The sequence below is a fragment of the Bradyrhizobium sp. NAS96.2 genome (genome assembly GCF_001908235.1).
Lineage (GTDB): Bacteria > Pseudomonadota > Alphaproteobacteria > Rhizobiales > Xanthobacteraceae > Bradyrhizobium.
In genome coordinates this window covers 45,481-62,451 of the sequence record NZ_LGHK01000081.1, presented here as the reverse complement: position 1 = coordinate 62,451, position 16,971 = coordinate 45,481, and the positions used below count along the sequence as shown (strand labels likewise).

The 16,971-nt window shown below is 61.5% G+C and carries 14 protein-coding genes and 1 pseudogene; 12 read left to right on the top strand and 3 right to left on the bottom strand.

Annotated elements, in window-relative coordinates; translation table 11 throughout:
* The 10 genes and pseudogenes from AC628_RS18955 (at position 1) to AC628_RS18910 (ending at position 9,184) form a co-directional block, all read left to right on the top strand.
* Positions 1-738, top strand: coding sequence for a biotin/lipoate--protein ligase family protein (locus AC628_RS18955; RefSeq protein WP_074128272.1), 738 nt, complete (start codon positions 1-3; stop codon positions 736-738).
* Positions 735-1,274 carry a DUF6505 family protein gene (locus AC628_RS18950; protein WP_083633004.1) on the top strand — a complete coding sequence of 180 codons (540 nt, stop codon included), beginning with the start codon at positions 735-737 and terminating at the stop codon, positions 1,272-1,274. The genes AC628_RS18955 and AC628_RS18950 overlap by 4 nt, the downstream gene beginning before the upstream one ends.
* Positions 1,271-2,279 (top strand): annotated as a pseudogene (locus AC628_RS18945) (DUF6352 family protein). The gene AC628_RS18950 and the pseudogene AC628_RS18945 overlap by 4 nt, the downstream one beginning before the upstream one ends.
* Positions 2,276-2,791 carry a DUF3305 domain-containing protein gene (locus AC628_RS18940; RefSeq protein WP_074128270.1) on the top strand — a complete coding sequence of 172 codons (516 nt, stop codon included), beginning with the start codon at positions 2,276-2,278 and terminating at the stop codon, positions 2,789-2,791. Before AC628_RS18945 ends, AC628_RS18940 begins: the two are co-directional and overlap by 4 nt.
* A complete protein-coding gene (locus tag AC628_RS18935; RefSeq protein WP_074128269.1) occupies positions 2,788-3,444 on the top strand; it encodes a DUF3306 domain-containing protein in 657 nt (218 codons plus the stop codon). Before AC628_RS18940 ends, AC628_RS18935 begins: the two co-directional genes overlap by 4 nt.
* Before the next feature lie 112 nt (positions 3,445-3,556).
* Positions 3,557-4,336: a molecular chaperone TorD family protein gene (locus tag AC628_RS18930; RefSeq protein ID WP_074128268.1), complete on the top strand. Its 780-nt coding sequence runs from the start codon at positions 3,557-3,559 to the stop codon at positions 4,334-4,336.
* Positions 4,337-4,364: 28 nt separating this feature from the next.
* Positions 4,365-4,574: a twin-arginine translocation signal domain-containing protein gene (locus AC628_RS18925; RefSeq protein WP_074128267.1), complete on the top strand. Its 210-nt coding sequence runs from the start codon at positions 4,365-4,367 to the stop codon at positions 4,572-4,574.
* A gap of 11 nt (positions 4,575-4,585) precedes the next feature.
* Positions 4,586-7,534: a formate dehydrogenase subunit alpha gene (locus AC628_RS18920; protein WP_074128266.1), complete on the top strand. Its 2,949-nt coding sequence runs from the start codon at positions 4,586-4,588 to the stop codon at positions 7,532-7,534.
* Positions 7,535-7,546: 12 nt separating this feature from the next.
* On the top strand, positions 7,547-8,143 hold the full coding sequence (fdh3B, locus tag AC628_RS18915; RefSeq protein WP_066511431.1) for a formate dehydrogenase FDH3 subunit beta: 597 nt from the start codon (positions 7,547-7,549) through the stop codon (positions 8,141-8,143).
* Between the two features lie 42 nt (positions 8,144-8,185).
* Entirely contained in the window at positions 8,186-9,184 is a 999-nt protein-coding gene (locus AC628_RS18910; protein ID WP_074128265.1) for a formate dehydrogenase subunit gamma, read from the top strand.
* Positions 9,185-9,223: 39 nt separating this feature from the next.
* Here the strand turns inward: AC628_RS18910 and AC628_RS45840 are convergent, their stop codons facing one another.
* The 3 genes from AC628_RS45840 to AC628_RS42980 form a co-directional block, all read right to left on the bottom strand.
* On the bottom strand, positions 9,224-9,346 hold the full coding sequence (locus AC628_RS45840) for a hypothetical protein (RefSeq protein ID WP_283806591.1): 123 nt from the start codon (positions 9,344-9,346) through the stop codon (positions 9,224-9,226).
* A gap of 489 nt (positions 9,347-9,835) precedes the next feature.
* Entirely contained in the window at positions 9,836-12,076 is a 2,241-nt protein-coding gene (locus tag AC628_RS18905) for an NADP-dependent isocitrate dehydrogenase (protein ID WP_074128264.1), read from the bottom strand.
* Positions 12,077-12,573: 497 nt separating this feature from the next.
* Positions 12,574-13,263, bottom strand: coding sequence for a M20/M25/M40 family metallo-hydrolase (locus AC628_RS42980; RefSeq protein ID WP_143201679.1), 690 nt, complete (start codon positions 13,261-13,263; stop codon positions 12,574-12,576).
* 39 nt (positions 13,264-13,302) lie between these two features.
* Here AC628_RS42980 and AC628_RS18895 point away from each other — a divergent pair, with 39 nt between their 5' ends.
* Positions 13,303-15,192 carry a PHA/PHB synthase family protein gene (locus AC628_RS18895; protein ID WP_210190230.1) on the top strand — a complete coding sequence of 630 codons (1,890 nt, stop codon included), beginning with the start codon at positions 13,303-13,305 and terminating at the stop codon, positions 15,190-15,192.
* 38 nt (positions 15,193-15,230) lie between these two features.
* On the top strand, positions 15,231-16,922 hold the full coding sequence (locus AC628_RS18890; protein ID WP_074128262.1) for an MFS transporter: 1,692 nt from the start codon (positions 15,231-15,233) through the stop codon (positions 16,920-16,922).
* Positions 16,923-16,971: the final 49 nt, after the last annotated feature.

Genomic DNA, 16,971 nt, shown 5'->3' with positions numbered 1-16,971 from the left:
ATGCGCTCTGCGGTTTCGGAGCCCATCAATCTGCCTCCGCCATTCACGCTGGTGAGGCTGCGCGAAAGTCGTGACGCCTTTGCCCACGCAATCGATATCGCAAATGCGAGTGGGGCAGGTACACTGACCTATGTGGGGCGGTTCGATCTTGCCGAGTTCGCAGTCGTGCTCGAACCGAGCGAGCCATTGCACACCGCGCGCCGCGCCTTCTACGCGGGGATGGTGGCGCTGACCGATGCCTTGCGTGCCTACGCACCGCCGAACAAGGCGATCGCGATCGACTGGCCCGACACGGTCCGTGTCGACGGTGGCCTTGTTGGCGGCGGGCGGCTTGGCTGGCCGCCATCAGCGAAGGAGGACAAGCCTCCGCGCTGGCTGGTGTTCGGCGCCATGATCCGGACTGTTGCGATGACCGACACGGACGCTGGCCTGTATCCGCTCGCTACCGCACTGGATCAGGAGGGGTTCGGCGAGGCCGGCGCGGTTCAGGTCACGGAAAGCTTTGCGCGGCATCTGATGCGCGCGCTGGACGGCTGGCAAACCGATGGATTCGACGGGATCGCACGCGAATTCCTGGGTCGACTGTCGCGTGAGCCGCAGGTCGCGCATGCGATCGCTGACAATGGCGACCTCATCACGCGCCGGATCGGGTCAGAAGTGACCGTCCGGCAGGACCTGAGAAAAGGCTTGCTGTCTCCCTCATGGCTCGATCCAAACCTCGGAGGGCCGCGCTCGTGAAACTCTTGCGGACCATCGCGCTCGATCCGTCCGACAGGTTCGTATTCGACGTGGCCGCGGAGCCGGGAGATTGGGCGGTTTCAGGCGCGTTCCGCTTTTGCGATCAGAATCCCGCGAAGCTGGGCGGCAAGGCCCGTTCAGCGTTTCGCAGCGGCTTTCTTGGCGTGCAGTCCTGGGGCTGGTCGACGTTGGCGCAAATCGTCCCTGCAACAGAGGACGACCGCCACGCGTTGGTGGAGCTGCTTGCAAAACAGTTGGTAGAACAGTTCGGCGCGCCGGATCTTGCTGCTGCGCACCTTGCCGCGGCGGAAGAGGTCGCCTTTGCGCAGTCGCTCTGCACCCATCCTGTCAGCACGCTGATCGCCGTCCACCGCTCGGCAAACGATGGCGAGGTCCGCGAGTCGTTCCGCAGGCTGCAACTGCGGGAGGGACAGCGTCACGGCAATGCGTTCTCGTTCATGCAAGTCGAGGATGACGTCGAGCCGGACAGCGATCTCGATCTTTCGGATATCAGCGCGGAGCCGTCACGGCGATGAGGGACTTCTGGATCGCTTGCGGCCATCACTTGCTCGATCGAGATGCGGGCGGCAGGCTCGTGGCGACCGAACAGTTGCTGAAGGCCTATTTCGTCCGTCCTGAGTTGATGCCGCCGGACGATGCCTGCGACATCGAACGCAGGCTGCATCGGGAGCTGCTCGCCGATCCGCGTCGGGCGGTTGCCGGGGAAGAGGTTGCCGCGATCGTCGATGCGGATGCCCGGGAGAATTGGCGCTTCGTGCTGGCGTTCCGCGACCTCTTGCTCCGCGAACCCACGTTGGAGGCGGCCTATCTTGCGCTCGCTCGGTCAGGATCGATCAACCTGCCACCCCTGTTCCTGAACCAGCTCGTGCACGTCATCCTGCGCAACGTACTCGATGGCTGCGAGGATCCGTTCGTGCTGCGCGCGGCCGAATTGCTCTTCAGGTCTCAGCGCATTATTCCGCACGAGCATTCGTTGCTGCTGGCTGACGAGGAAGTCATCGGCGGACCAAGCCCGACGCCGGTGTTGTCGCTGATCTCCATGTTGGGGGGCGCGACCGGAGCGGGGGTCGACGTCCTGGGCGATGCGAATGCCGACAGCTACTGGCATCGCAGCGATCAGTTCGATCTTGCGCTCGATTTCAGCAACGGAACGCGGGGGGCCGACTGCCCTGGCGGACGTCATGAAACTCTGGATTTCTCATTTGCTCGGGGTCGACGTCGCAATTGAGCCGCTCACCGCCCTGCGCGATGCGAAACTCGCCTGGTATGTCGGGCTCGATGCCGAAGCTACAGGGATCGGCGACCGGCTGTGGCATGGCGAGACGCTCGATGACCGAACGATGGCACGCGTGCTGGCGTTGTTCCGGGTGACTTTCGCCGATGCACATCTTGTCGTCGACGCCGTCGGGCGCGAGGGCGTCTATCTGATACTGGCAATGAGCCCCGATCAGCTTGTGCGGATGAAACCGCAAAATCTGTTGACGGGTCTGCCGATCAAGCACCTGGAGGCCATGACGTGAGTTCCGCCGCCCTGCCATTGTTGCGCATTCCGCTCGGCGTCGTGGTCGAGCGGGCAAGCGCGGAATCCCCGTGGACCGATTTCGTCTGGCGTGGCACCGGCGTGTTGCCGGATGAGCCTGACATGACGCCGTGGACCGTCCTACGGGAGCAGGGGGGAACGACGCTGTTTTATGCCGGGAGCGCGATGGTCGATCTCTATCGTTCGGAAGCAGCGCGCTACCGCGACAATCTCGCCAGCGGTGATCCCAGTGTCTGGATTATACTGACTCCTTCCGAGGGCGCCTGGCCCTATGTCGTTTCGGCGGTCACCGCGGATCCCGCGGAAGGGGAGGCATTCACCGAAGCCGGTGCCAATCTGGTCGAGGCGGTGCCGATGCCGGAGGTGCTACGTCAGGCGATTGAAAATTTCATCGCGCAGCACCACGTCGAGACGGAGTTCGTCAAGCGTGAGCGGCGACGCGCCGATCCGGAGGCGCTTGCGCGGCGTCACCACGAAGGTGGGCACGAATGAGTGACGAGCATTTCCTGGCGCGCTGGTCGCGTCGCAAGCAGGAGGCGAAGCCCGACCACGTCGAACCGGCGCCGGAACAAGCGGTCGAGGCGCACGCGCCGGCGCCGGCAGACCCTGCGCCGGCGGTCCCGGATCTCCCCCAGCCGGATCTTTCGACCTTGCCTCCCATTGAATCGATTGATGCCGCCACTGACATCGCGGCCTTCCTGTGCAAAGGCATTCCGCAGGAGTTGAGCCGGGCGGCGCTTCGTCGTGCCTGGAGTGCCGATCCCGCCATCCGCGATTTCGTGGGGTTGGCGGAGAACGCCTGGGACTTCAACGACCCGAACGCCATGGCGGGTTTCGGCCCATTAGACTATTCAGCCGAGCAGGTTGGCGCGCTTGTCCGTCGCATCGTCGGGGATGTGGCGGGGGCCGCCGAAAGCCTCGCCAACCCGCAAACGGGGGCCGCCGAAGCGGGAGCGCAATCGGCTCATCTGCCGCCCGATCTTGCGCCGTCACCCAACCCGGTGAAGACAATCACGAGTCCTCAACAGCTCTCGGAGCGCCCCGTCGAGGAATTGCCGCCTGGTTCTGCTGCACCGCAACCGGTAGCTGCGCGTGAAGAGGCTTCCGTTGCGCGCCGCACACATGGCGGGGCGCTGCCCCGGTAGGCTGCGACTAAATGCGATAGCCTCAAGCTATAGCAGTTGATTGACCGCTTCCTGACGCGCGCCGTAATCTTCCGTCCGCAAACGCAATTGGCCCCTGCGATAGGAGGTCGGCGTGCGCGATGTGGGACTTGAACGCGCAATTGATGCGGCGGGCGGCGTTGCCGAGCTTGCCCGTAAGATCGGTATTGCCCAGCCTTCAGTGTCGAACTGGAACAGGGTGCCTGCGCAACGCGTGATCGCGGTCGAGGCCGTAACGGGCGTCCCGCGCAAGCTGCTTCGCCCCGATCTCTACAGCGAGCCTGTCGTGGTGGGCGACGCGGTTGATCCGATCGATGCCGCGCGCGCCCGGGAATATGCGCTGCTTGCAAACTTGCTTTGGTCCGCGCCGTCGGCAGCATTGCTTGAGCAGATCGCGCAGTTGAAGGGCGATGCGACCCCGCTGGGGCGCGCCCACGCAGCTCTTGCCGACGCTGCATCGGTCGCCGTCGTGTCCAAGGTCGAGCACGCGTATTTCGATCTGTTCGTCGGTCTCGGCCGTGGCGAGTTGCTGCCTTACGCATCCTATTACCTGACCGGCTTTCTCAACGAACGTCCGTTATCGCGCCTGCGCGACGATCTGGCTCTGCTCGGCATCGAGAGGGTGGAGAACAATTTTGAGCCCGAGGATCACGCGGGGACGTTGTGCGAGATCATGGCGGCGCTTGCGGCGGCGGGCCCTTCGCTATCGCCGGACGCACAACGCGTTTTCTTTGAGAAGCACGTCTCGCTCTGGATGGGACGCTTGTTCGCCGACATGGAGAAGGCGGAAAACGCCGGATTCTACCGATCGGTCGGGACACTCGGACGGGTCTTTCTGGAAATAGAAGCCGAAGCTTTCACATTCGCCAACTGACCGGCTCCGCTGGTCCAGGAGGAATGCGATGAGAGACGAGAGGAAAACGACAGCCGGCCGCCGCGACTTTCTTCGCAAGGCCGGAATCGGCGCCATCGGCGCGGGAGCGACACTGGCGACACCCTTGATTGCGCCCGCACAAGCCGACAGCGAGACCGACGATGAGAAACGCAAGGCGCGCTACAAGGAAACCGACCACGTGAAGGCCTATTACCGCGTCAATCGTTACCCTGGTTGAGGGAGGCGGCCGTGCTGATCAAGAGAACACAACAGCGTTCCGCAATCACCTCAAGCGGATCCATCGCGGCAGGCTTGTCCGGACAACGGAGTGGTCTCGACCGCCGCGCTTTCCTGCGCCGATCGGGCCTTGCCGGGGGGGCGCTCGCCGCGTTGACCACGCTGCCGCCCGGCAGCGTGCGGACGGCGAAAGCGGCGATAGCAGGTCCGCTCACATCCGGGGCGACGGTTCGCAAGAGCATTTGTACGCACTGCTCCGTGGGATGCACCGTGACCGCGGAGGTACTGAACGGCGTCTGGATTGGTCAGGAGCCGAGCTGGGATTCTCCGATCAATCGCGGATCGCATTGTGCGAAGGGCGCATCCGTGCGCGAGCTCGTGCACAGCGAGCGTCGGCTGCGCTATCCGATGAAGCTTGTGGGCGGACAGTGGACACGCGTTTCCTGGGACACGGCAATCAACGAAATCGGCGACAAGCTGTTCGAAATTCGCGAAAAGTCCGGTCCTGATTCCGTTTACTGGCTCGGATCGGCCAAGATGACCAACGAAGGCTCCTATCTTTTCCGCAAGCTCGGCGCATTCTGGGGCACCAACAACACCGACCATCAGGCACGCATCTGCCATTCGACAACCGTCACCGGCGTGGCCAATACCTGGGGCTACGGTGCGATGACGAACAGCTACAACGATATCCGCAACGCCAAGACCCAGATGATCATGGGCGGGAATCCGGCCGAGGCGCATCCGGTCTCGTTACAGCATCTGCTCGAGGGCAAGGAGCTTCAAAAAGCAAACTTCATCGTCATCGATCCGCGCCTGACACGGACCGCGGCCCACGCGACCGAGTATGTCCGGATGCGGCCAGGTACCGACATCCCGGTGCTCTATGGCATCATGTGGCACATCCTGCAGAACGGCTGGGAGGACCAGGAGTTCATCAGGCAACGGGTCTACGGGTTCGACGATCTCCGCAAAGAGGTGGAGAAATGGAATCCGGAGGAAGTCGAGCGCGTCAGCGGCATTCCTGGCGAACAGCTCAAGCGTGTCGCCAAGATGTTCGCGACGGAAAAGCCGTCGACGCTGATCTGGGCCATGGGGCAGACCCAGAAAACAGTCGGCACCGCCAATGTGCGGGCGAGTTGCATCCTGCTGCTGATGACTGGAAACGTCGGTGGACCGGGCATGGGCGCCAACATCTTCCGCGGCCATGACAATGTGCAGGGCGCGACCGACGTCGGGCTCGATATCGTTACGCTGCCGTTCTACTACGGCCTTGCCGAAGGTGCCTGGAAGCACTGGGCACGGGTTTGGGAGGTCGACTACGACTTCCTGAAGTCGCGCTTCGACTCCAAGCAGATCATGGAAACCCCTGGCATCCCGCTGACCCGCTGGTTCGAGGCGGCGACCCTGCCGAAAGAGCAGGTCGCGCAAAAGGACAACGTGCGGGCGGTGTTCGTGCAGGGACATGCCAGCAACAGCATTACGCGCGTTCCGGAATCCCTCAATGGTCTGAAGGCGCTCGAGCTGCTCGTCATCGCCGATCCGCATCCAACCACCTGGGCATCGCTGTCGGTCGAGGCGGGACGCAAGGACGGCGTCTACATTCTTCCGGTTGCCACGCAATTCGAGTGCAAGGGATCGCGCGTGGCTTCGAACCGCTCGCTGCAGTGGGGCGAGCAGATCGTAAAGCCGATCTTCGAATCGAAGGATGACCTCGAAGTCATCTACCTCGTGGCGAAGAAACTCGGCTTCGCCGACAAAATGTTCAAAAACATCAAGGTCGAGAACAACCTGCCGGAGGCCGAAGATACCCTGCGCGAGATGAATCGCGGCAGCTGGTCGACCGGCTATTGCGGACAGTCGCCCGAGCGTCTCAAGGCGCACATGAAGAACCAGGCCAAGTTCGACTTCCTGACCATGCGGGCGCCCAAGGACGATCCGGAAGTCGGCGGCGATTATTACGGTCTGCCGTGGCCGTGCTGGGGCTCGCCCGAGGTGCGCCATCCCGGCACTCCGCTGCTCTACAATACCAACCTGAGTGTGATGGATGGCGGCGGCACGTTCCGTCCGCGCTTCGGCATCGAGCGCGAGGAGAAGCTGCCTGACGGCACCACGCGCAAGGTGAGCCTGCTTGCGGACGGTTCTTACTCCAAGGACTCGGAGATCAAGGACGGTTATCCGGAATTCACGCTGGCGAGCCTGAAGAAGCTCGGCTGGGACAAGGATCTCAGCGAGACCGAGATGGCCACCATCACCAAGATCAACTCCGCCAATCCGGATGCGGTGTCATGGTCGCTCGACTTGTCCGGCGGTATCCAGCGCGTGGCGCTCAAACATGGCTGTGTGCCCTACGGCAACGGCAAGGCGCGCATGAACGCGTTCGGCTTGCCCGATCCGATTCCGGTTCATCGCGAACCGATCTACACGCCGCGCGTCGATCTGGTCGCGAAATATCCAACGCTGCCCGATGCCAAGCAATTCCGCCTGCCGAACATCGGCTTCTCCGTGCAGAAGGCCGCGGTGGAGAAGGGGATCGCGAAGCAATTCCCGCTCATCCTGTCGTCAGGGCGTCTCGTCGAATATGAGGGGGGTGGCGAGGAAACACGCACCAACCCGTGGCTTGCCGAATTGCAGCAAGACATGTTCATCGAGATCAGCCCGGCTGATGCCGCCGATCGCGGCATCAAGGATGGCGGCTGGGTCTGGGTGACTGGCGCCGAAAACAATTCGCGCGCCAGGATGAAGGCGCTGGTGACCGAACGCGTCGGCAAGGGGGTCGCCTGGATGCCCTTCCACTTCGGCGGCTGGTTCGCAGGCAAGGATCTGCGCGGCAATTATCCGAAGGGCACCGATCCGATCGTGCTCGGCGAAAGCGCGAACACGATCACCACCTACGGATACGATCCGGCGACCGGCATGCAGGAGCCCAAAGTCACCCTCTGCCAGATCGCAGCGGCATAAGGAGCAACGACCATGGCACGTATGAAATTCCTCTGCGACGCCGACCGTTGCATCGAATGCAATGCCTGCGTCACCGCCTGCAAGAACGAGCACGAGGTGCCTTGGGGCATCAACCGGCGCCGCGTCGTTACCATCAATGACGGCAAACCGGGCGAGCGTTCCGTCTCGATGGCCTGCATGCATTGCACCGACGCCCCATGCGCGGCGGTATGCCCGGTGAATTGCATCTACACGACGGCCGACGGTGTCGTGCTTCATTCCAAGGACCTTTGCATCGGCTGCGGATATTGCTTCTACGCCTGTCCGTTCGGAGCGCCGCAATATCCGAAGGTCGGCAATTTCGGCTCGCGCGGTAAGATGGACAAGTGCACCTTCTGCGCCGGAGGCCCAGAAGCCGACGGCAGCAAGGCGGAGTACGAGAAATACGGCGCAAACCGTCTCGCCGAAGGCAAGTTGCCGCTCTGCGCCGAGATGTGCTCGACCAAGTCGTTGCTTGCTGGCGACGGCGAAATCATTGCCCAGATCTACAAGGAGCGTGTGATGAAGCGCGGTTACGGCTCTGGCGCCTGGGGCTGGAAGACCGCGTATCGCGAGACGATCGAGTCTTGAAAAACCGCATCGCCAGCGATCACCCAATATCGGGAGGAATTGATGGTGTGTCTTGCGCGATTTGCCCGTCTCGTGATTGGCTCGGGCGTGCTGCTGCTGCTCATCTCCGCTGCTTCGCCGTCTATCGCCCAGCAGGTCAACCCGACGGCGAGCTCAGTTAAGGAGCAGCAGCTTCTCCAGGAACTGAACCGGGTCCAGGGACGCGTCAGCATTCCCGACCAGCGCTCGGGCGTGCTCGAGCAGCCGGCAGGACGTGAATGGCGTGAGTTCCGGAACGTGACGCTGCACTGGATAGGCGGTATCGCCATTCTTGGTATGCTTGCGGCGTTGATCATTTTCTATCTGACCCGGGGCATGGTGCGGCTTCAGAGCGGTCGTTCAGGCCGGACCATCGTGCGCTTTAGCTCATTCGAGCGCTTCGTGCACTGGATGACGGCGACCTGCTTCATCGTTCTCGCGCTTTCGGGATTGAACGTTACTTTCGGTCGTACGCTGCTTTTGCCCTTGATGGGTCACGAAGCGTTTTCCGAATGGTCGCAATGGGCGAAATATGCGCACAATTACCTGAGCTTCCCGTTCACGATTGGCGTCGTTCTGATCTTCCTGATGTGGCTCGCCGGCAATATCCCGAATAAGGTGGATGCCGCTTGGCTCAAGCGCGGCGGCGGCATCGTGGGTCACGACCATCCGCCGGCCTATCGTTTCAACGCCGGCCAGAAGGCAATCTATTGGATCGTTGTCGTCGGCGGGGGGCTGGTGGCAGCCACCGGATATGAGCTGATGTTCCCGTTCTATCTATCGGGTATTGAAGGGATGCAGCTCGCGCAGGTTGTCCACGCTACCGTGGCGATGCTGTTCATAGCGGTGATGCTGGCCCACATCTATATCGGTACGATAGGCATGGAGGGCGCGTTCGAGGCGATGGGTAGCGGCACCGTCGACGTCAACTGGGCGAAGGAGCACCATAGCCTCTGGCTCGAAGAGGAGAACGCGCGGACCGGTGCAAGCGACGCGCGAACTCAGCCCACTGCCGCGGAGTAGGTGGCACACGCAGGCGGCCCTAGACGTTGGCGCATCGCACTAGAGGCGCACGCCCGTCGTTGCAAAGGCCTGTTGGACCGGCTCCTGCACGCGGTTTAGAACTGCGGCCCCAATTGCTGCCAGAACAATGGCGGCCGCGCAGGCGAGCAAGAAGGACTTCATCGCCGTTCTCCCAAAAAATCGGGATTTCGTGAGCTTACACAAAACGGCTCATCGCGGATAGCGCTGCACTGTCCCTCCGACTGATGTGCGCTGTTCGGGTGGCATGTGCATACGCATCCTCGTGTGCACTGAGAGTCCGACGGCGCGATTTTGCTTCCAATCGGTGCATATATCATCCGAGAAGAAGCAATCTGTGGAAGCCGGGGCCAGCCAAATTCCTCAATCTGTCCAACCACATAGAGGGCGGTCGGGGATAAAATATATCAACGAAATGAATGACTTGCGTTGGAGATTTTCCGTTGCGGCTGTGATGGAGTGGAGCGGGAGTTCAGGTCCTTCAGTGGGGTAGAAGACGGCGTGTGCGCAGCGTGTGCACCGGGAGGCCAAGAAAAATCGACCGAAAGCAAGCGTGAGCGGCCGCTTCGTCTGGGAGCGTTGCGCAACTCGCGCCGCTGGTCCTGGCTCGCGATCGGCGTCCGTTCAGTAACCTTATGAGTCCGCTACCTCTGCCAGCGCCGCGTTAAACGTCGCGCTCGGACGCATCACGGCGGCACATTTTGCCGGATCAGGGAGATAGTATCCGCCGATGTCCGCGGGTTTGCCCTGCACCGCCACGAGCTCGGCAACGATCTTCTCCTCGTTTTGCGTAAGCGTCTCGGCCAGCACCTTGAAGTGCCCCTGCAGGGCGATGTCCTCAGTCTGCGCTGCGAGCTCCTGCGCCCAGTACTTCGCCAGGTAGAACTGGCTGCCTCTATTGTCCAACTCGCCGGTACGCGGCGAAGGCGACTTCCTGTTGTCCAGCAGCTTGCCTGTGGCTGCGTCCAATGTCCTGGCCAGCAGTCCGGCTCCTTGGTTTCCGGTCTTCAGGCCGAGATCTTCCAGCGAGACGGCGAGGGCGAGAAATTCACCCAGCGAATCCCAGCGAAGGTGATTCTCTTCGACGAGTTGCTGCACATGCTTGGGAGCCGAGCCACCGGCACCGGTTTCGTACATGCCGCCGCCAGCCATAAGCGGCACGATGGACAGCATCTTGGCCGAGGTGCCCAGCTCCATGATGGGGAAGAGGTCGGTCAAGTAGTCGCGCAGAATGTTGCCGGTTGCGCTGATCGTGTCGAGGCCGCGGATCACGCGCTCCAGCGTATAGCGCATGGCGCGCACCTGGCTCATGATCTGGATATCGAGGCCAGTGGTGTCGTGCTCGCGCAGGTACATCTTGACCTTGGTGATGAGCTGAGCCTCGTGAGGGCGATACGGGTCCAGCCAGAACAGGACCGGCATCCCGGAGTGGCGGGCTCGGGTGACGGCCAACTTGACCCAGTCCCGGATTGCCGCGTCCTTGACTTGGCACATGCGCCAGATGTCGCCCCGCTCGACATTCTGGCTCAATAGCACCTCGCCGGTGGCGAGGTCGGTGATGTTGGCCACGCCATCCTCGGGGATCTCGAAGGTCTTGTCGTGCGACCCGTATTCCTCGGCCTGCTGCGCCATCAGGCCGACATTGGGCACGGTGCCCATGGTCTTGGGATCGAAGGCGCCGTGCCATTTGCAGAAGTTGATCATCTCCTGGTAGATTCTGGCGAAGGTGCTTTCCGGCATCACGGCCTTGACGTCCTTCAGACGGCCATCGGCGCCCCACATCTTGCCGCCGTTGCGGATCATGGCGGGCATGGAGGCGTCCACGATCACATCGTTGGGCGAGTGGAAGTTGGTGATGCCCTTGGCCGAGTCCACCATCGCCAGTTCGGGTCGGTGTTCGTGGCAGGCGTGCAGGTCCCGGTTGATCTCGTCCTGCTTGCTCTGCGGTAGGTTGGCGATCTTGTTGTACAGATCGACCATCCCATTGTTGACGTTGACACCCAATTCGTCAAACAACTCACCGTGCTTGGCAAAGGCGTCACGATAGAAGATCCTTACGCAGTGCCCGAACACGATGGGATGCGACACCTTCATCATGGTAGCCTTCACATGCAGAGAGAACATCACTCCGGTCTTGTACGCGTCCTCAATCTGCTGCTCATAGAACTCCAACAGCGCCTTCTTGCTCATGAACATCGAGTCGATGACCTCGCGGTCCTGAAGCGAAACCTTGGGCTTGAGAACGATGGTCTTGCCGCCCGCGGTCATCAACTCCATCTTCACGTCACGCGCCCTGTCCAGCGTGATGGACTTCTCGCCATGGTAGAAGTCGCCGTGGTGCATGTGCGAGACGTGCGAGCGCGACGCCTGACTCCATTCGGCCATGCTATGCGGGTTCTTACGCGCGTAGTTTTTCACTGCTTGCGGGGCGCGTCGGTCGGAGTTGCCTTCGCGGAGGACGGGATTCACCGCGCTGCCAGTGCATTTGGCGTAGCGCGCCCGGATTGCTTTCTCTTCGTCTGACTTGGGGTTCTCGGGGTAGTCCGGTATCGTGTAGCCCCTACCTTGCAGCTCCCTGATAGCCGCAATCAGCTGCGCCACCGAGGCGCTGATGTTGGGCAGCTTGATGATATTGGTTCCCGGCAGCAGCGTTAGCCGGCCCAATTCCGCGAGGTTGTCCGGCACACGCTGCTCTGCGGTCAGGAATTCCGGAAACTCGCCGAGAATGCGAGCCGCGACCGAAATGTCGCTGGTGAGGACGTTGATACCGGCTGGCGCAACAAATGTGCGCACAATGGGCAGGAACGCGGCCGTCGCCAATGCCGGAGCCTCGTCGGTCAGCGTATAAATAATTGTCGGCTTCGTCGTGCTCATACGCTGGCTTCCTTGCGCCGTGGGGTAGGGCTCATAAGATGAGTCGAAGTTGAAACAATGCGGGACGTTTAGGCCACGTCAATCAGGCAACGGTGTAGGGCATCCGGACAGGTTGGACATTACACGGAACCTGACACCCGAGATGAATTTGGGCAACTGAATTGTATTCCCAGTCCGTCGATGCGGTTCTTGGTTTGGCTACAGCCGATTTGAGCACCATCAACCGAGTGGAATGGTCGTCCCGCAGGAGTACCACTGCTGAAGGCCAAACTCGCTGGTCGCGGGGCGCTTCCGACTCGTGACCGGGATGACGCGGGACCAACTGCCGTCAAAGGACCGTCACACCAGCCTGTGTGCCTTGCGCCGTTATCGGCAAGGCGCGACCAGGCAAAGCACGAACACTCCAATTCGGAAACAACCTGCGAGCACGAAGCTGGCAAAACCCTTATGTTTCACAGCAATCAGGTCAGCGCATTCTCGAGCCGGTTTCGGAGGTGTCAGGATGCGTGTCCGGAAAGTTCCTGATGGACAAGGCTGACCCAATAAGCCGAACCGAGGGGTAGTATCTCGTCGTTGAAGTCGTAGAGCGGCGTGTGGACGTTGTTGAACGAACCATCGGGCGCGACGCCATTACCGATGAAAATGAACGATCCGGGGCGAGCTTCCAGCATGAAGGCGAAATCCTCCGATCCGGTGACAATCGGTGCGTTGGTGTCAACGTTGTCCCGACCCACCAATGCTGTCGCGGCCGCTGCGGCGATATCGGTCTGTTCGCCATGGTTGCCAGCGGCGGATACATGCGGTCGTAGTTGACCTCGGCGCTGCATCCGTAAGCTTGGGCGATTGCCGCCGCGACGCTTGATTTGGACGCAGCGGCTTTTCGGCGCCTGCTTTGTTGCCCGATGGACGTTCGCATCCATGGCGGTCATCATCGGATCTGCCTCTGGATTGCGGACGTAGTGCCGATTGAGATCATGAGCGCTCGCTCGCAACTGGTCGCTCCCATTAGCGCTTCCAGCAAATGGGTTATCGCTCACTCGAACTCTTTCGGGCCTCACGGACCCCACCAACACGCCGCGCACGAAACGACGGGAGCGTGAAGCTCCCGTCCTTGTCGCAAGCTCGACCATATTCGGCGGGTGCGGCGTCGCAAAAGGTTCTTCTACGTTCAGGTTAATTTCGGACATCGCTGACGCAATCCGGCACTCGCGAAATAAGCGGTGTGCGTGAGCCTGTTGACGAGCGCTCACTTACCGCGATGCAGCAACGATCAGCTGCACGGCGCGGCCACGATCGGCAACAATTATGTTGTCGGAAGCGCCGCTCTGAACAAAATATGCAAACATGACTGCGAGGCGCCTGCAGAGGAGACGCACATGAACAGCTTCACAACCCAAGGGGATCCATCTGAATATCTTGAGCGCCTGATGCAAGCCGGACAACAATCGATGAAGCAGTTCGATGAAGCCTTGGCGATGACGGTAGGTGTGCGTGGAAAGAAGCCGGCTTCGGCGGGGCAGATGTTTTCGCCGTTTGCGTTAGCGCTCGACATGCAGCGAGATTACCTCACGCAGGTCTGGCGCTTTTGGAATGCTGCGACGATCAGGGCATTTTCTCTCGGAACCAAGGCCGAAGTCCAGCCGGAGCGCGGCGACAAGCGGTTCAAGGACGAGGCGTGGCAGGAGGCTCCGTACTATGATCTCCTCAAGCAATATTACCTGCTGACGGCACGGCAGATGCACGATTTGGTCGATAGTGCGCAGGTCGACAACAAGACGAAGTTGCAACTGCGTTTCTACGCTCGGCAATTCATCGATGCGATGAGCCCGTCAAACTTTCCAGCGACGAATCCCGAGGTGATCCGGACCGCCATCGAGACGCGTTCGGCGAGCCTTGCGAACGGAATGGCGAACCTCATTGAGGACATCAGGAAAGGCCGAATTACGCGCGTCGATGAATCCGCCTTTGAGGTCGGCGGCAATCTTGCGGTCACGCCCGGCTCCGTCATTTTCGAGAATGAACTGATCCAGCTCATTCAGTACGCGCCGCAAACCTCCGAGGTCGAGCGGACACCGCTGCTGATCGTGCCTCCCTGTATCAACAAGTACTATCTTCTCGACCTCGGCAAGGGCAATTCGTTCGTCGAATATGCCGTTGCGCAGGGTCGTCAGGTCTTCCTCATCTCGTGGCGCAGCGCCGTACCTGAAATCGGCCAGTTCACATGGGACGACTACCTCACGAAGGGCCCGCTGCAAGCCATCGACGTGGTGTGCGATATCGCGAAGGTGGAGCAGGTCGATGCGCTCGGTTTCTGTGTCGGTGGCACGATCATGAGCTGCGCGGCAGCGGTGCTGGCGGCGCGCGGTGAGAACAAGCTCACGAGCCTCACGCTGCTGACAACGATGCTCGACTTTGCCGATACCGGCGACATCGGCCTCCTGATCGATGAAGGCTCGGTTGCGCTGCGCGAGGCGACCATCGGCGGCGGCGGCATCCTGCCGGGCAAGGAGCTTGCGTTCACCTTCGGAACGCTGCGCGCCAACGACCTGATATGGCGCTACGTCGTGGACAGCTATCTGAAGGGGGCAACACCTGACGCATTCGACCTGCTGTATTGGGATTCGGATAGCGTCAGCCTGCCAGGTCCAATGTATTGCTGGTACACCCGCAACACGTACCTCGAAAACAACCTCAAGCAGCCGGGCAAGACCACGCAGTGCGGGTTGTCGATCGATCTGTCGAGGGTCAAGACGCCGCTCTATGTACTTGCTTCGCGCGAAGATCATATCGTGCCTTGGCAGAGTGCGTTCCGCTCCAAGGATCTCATGGGCACGCATCCCCGCTTTGTGCTTGCCGCAAGCGGTCATGTTGCCGGCGTGATCAATCCTCCTGCACGCAACAAGCGCAGTCATTGGCTGAACGACGACCTCAATTGCGAAGCCAAGGACTGGCTCGACCGGGCCAAGGAGGTGCCTGGAAGCTGGTGGCCGGATTGGGATGCCTGGATGAAGCGGCATTCAAGCGGAACGATTCCGGCTCCGGAGCGTGCCGGCAACGAGAAGTACGGGGTGATCGAGCCGGCGCCCGGCAGATACGTCAGGTTGAAGTCGAACTGACAGCCCGGTGGCATTCGATTGAGGGGTGGGAGAGCACGATGACGGAGCCGCCGAAGCACTCAAGCCCTGCCGGCGACGGCATCGCTGCGCCGCTTAGATATCCCGTATTCCGGCGCATCTGGTCTGCAGGTCTGCTGTCCAATCTGGGGCTCCTGATCGGGGGCGTCGGTGCCTCCTGGGCGATGACGCAGATGACTTCGTCGGCCGACAAGGTCGCGCTGGTGCAGACAGCGATATTGTTGCCGGTGATGCTGATCGCGTTGGCGGCCGGTGCGATTGCCGACATGCACGATCGGCGAGTTGTGGGCATGGTGGCGCTAGCGATCTCGCTATCCGGCGCCACCGGGCTGACGCTGCTGACTTGGTTCAACCTGATAACACCCAATTCCCTGTTGGCACTTTGCTTTGTCATCGGCACAGGCATGGCGCTGTTCGGCCCGGCCTGGCAATCGTCAGTCAGCGAGCAGGTGCCGGGGGAGACACTGGCTTCTGCTGTCGCGCTCAACGGGATCAGTTTCAACATAGCGCGGAGCTTCGGACCGGCAATCGGCGGTATCGTGGTTGCCGCTGCTGGCTCGGTCGCGGCCTTTGCCACCAACGCCTTGTTCTATCTTCCACTCCTTGTCGTGCTGTTCTTCTGGGATCGCGTCAGCGAACCGCCGCGGTTGCCGCGCGAACGGCTCAATCGCGCCATGGTGTCCGGCGTGCGCTATATCACGAATTCGCCTGCGATCAGGATCGTGCTGATGCGCACTGTCGTCATGGGCATGATCGGCGGCTCGGTTTCTGCGTTGATGCCGCTGGTGACGCGCGATCTCCTCCACGGCACGGCGCAGATCTACGGCATCATGTTGGGTGCTTTCGGCGTTGGCGCCGTAATCGGCGCGTTGAACTTGACCAGGATACGCAACCGCATGAGCGGCGAGGCTGCCGTGCGCGCATGTGCGGTCCTGATGGCCTGTGCCGCTGCCACGGTAGCGCTGAGCAACAGTCCGTTGCTGACGGCGGCGGCGCTTGTCGTTTACGGTGCGGCGTGGATGCTGGCGGTCACTCTGTTCAACGTCGGCGTCCAGCTTTCGGCGCCTCGCTGGGTCGCCGGCCGTTCGGTCGCCGCTTTCCAGGCATCGATCTCCGGCGGGATTGCGATCGGAAGCTGGGGCTGGGGTCGTCTAACCGATAGTTTCGGCGTCGAGATGGCATTGTTGATTGCCGCCGGCATGATGGCGCTTTCGATGCTGCTCGGCCTTTGGCTGCGCCTGCCACGGGTCGGCGCACGCAATGAAGTTGCGAGCGAGTTGCTTTCCGATCCCGAGGTTAGAATGCAATTGACCGGTCGCAGTGGACCGCTCGTCGTGGAGATCGAATATCGTGTCGCTCAGGACAATGCGCGTGCCTTCCATAGCGTGATGCAGGAGGTCCAGCTTAGCCGGCAGCGCAACGGCGCCTATGGATGGTCGATCGCGCGCGACGTCGCCGATCCCGAACTGTGGACGGAGCGCTATCACTGCCCGACCTGGATCGATTTTCTGCACCAGCGCAACCGTGCCACAATGCCCGAGCGCGCACTGTATCTGCGAGCGATCAACTTCCACATCGGGCCCGGGCCGGTGCGGGTGCGCCGGATGCTGGAGCGGCCGTTCGGATCGGTGCGTTGGAAGGACGAGACTCCCGATCGCGCCGTAAACGAGCTACTGCCAATCGTCACGACAGCAGCTGGAAGCGGCGCTTAGGCCCGTCCGGCGCGCGAAGGATCGAATGAGATATCGTCGGTGCTGCTGG

Bases quoted from the DNA above. Each gene is read 5' to 3' on its own strand.
- AC628_RS18955 (WP_074128272.1), top strand. From the start codon at position 1: ATGCGCTCTGCGGTTTCGGAGCCCATCAATCTGCCTCCGCCATTCACG.
- AC628_RS18935 (WP_074128269.1), top strand. From the start codon at position 2,788: ATGAGTGACGAGCATTTCCTGGCGCGCTGGTCGCGTCGCAAGCAGGAG.
- AC628_RS18925 (WP_074128267.1), top strand. From the start codon at position 4,365: ATGAGAGACGAGAGGAAAACGACAGCCGGCCGCCGCGACTTTCTTCGC.
- fdh3B (WP_066511431.1), top strand. From the start codon at position 7,547: ATGGCACGTATGAAATTCCTCTGCGACGCCGACCGTTGCATCGAATGC.
- AC628_RS18910 (WP_074128265.1), top strand. From the start codon at position 8,186: ATGGTGTGTCTTGCGCGATTTGCCCGTCTCGTGATTGGCTCGGGCGTG.
- AC628_RS45840 (WP_283806591.1), bottom strand. From the start codon at position 9,346: ATGAAGTCCTTCTTGCTCGCCTGCGCGGCCGCCATTGTTCTGGCAGCA.
- AC628_RS18905 (WP_074128264.1), bottom strand. From the start codon at position 12,076: ATGAGCACGACGAAGCCGACAATTATTTATACGCTGACCGACGAGGCT.
- AC628_RS42980 (WP_143201679.1), bottom strand. From the start codon at position 13,263: ATGTCCGAAATTAACCTGAACGTAGAAGAACCTTTTGCGACGCCGCAC.
- AC628_RS18890 (WP_074128262.1), top strand. From the start codon at position 15,231: ATGACGGAGCCGCCGAAGCACTCAAGCCCTGCCGGCGACGGCATCGCT.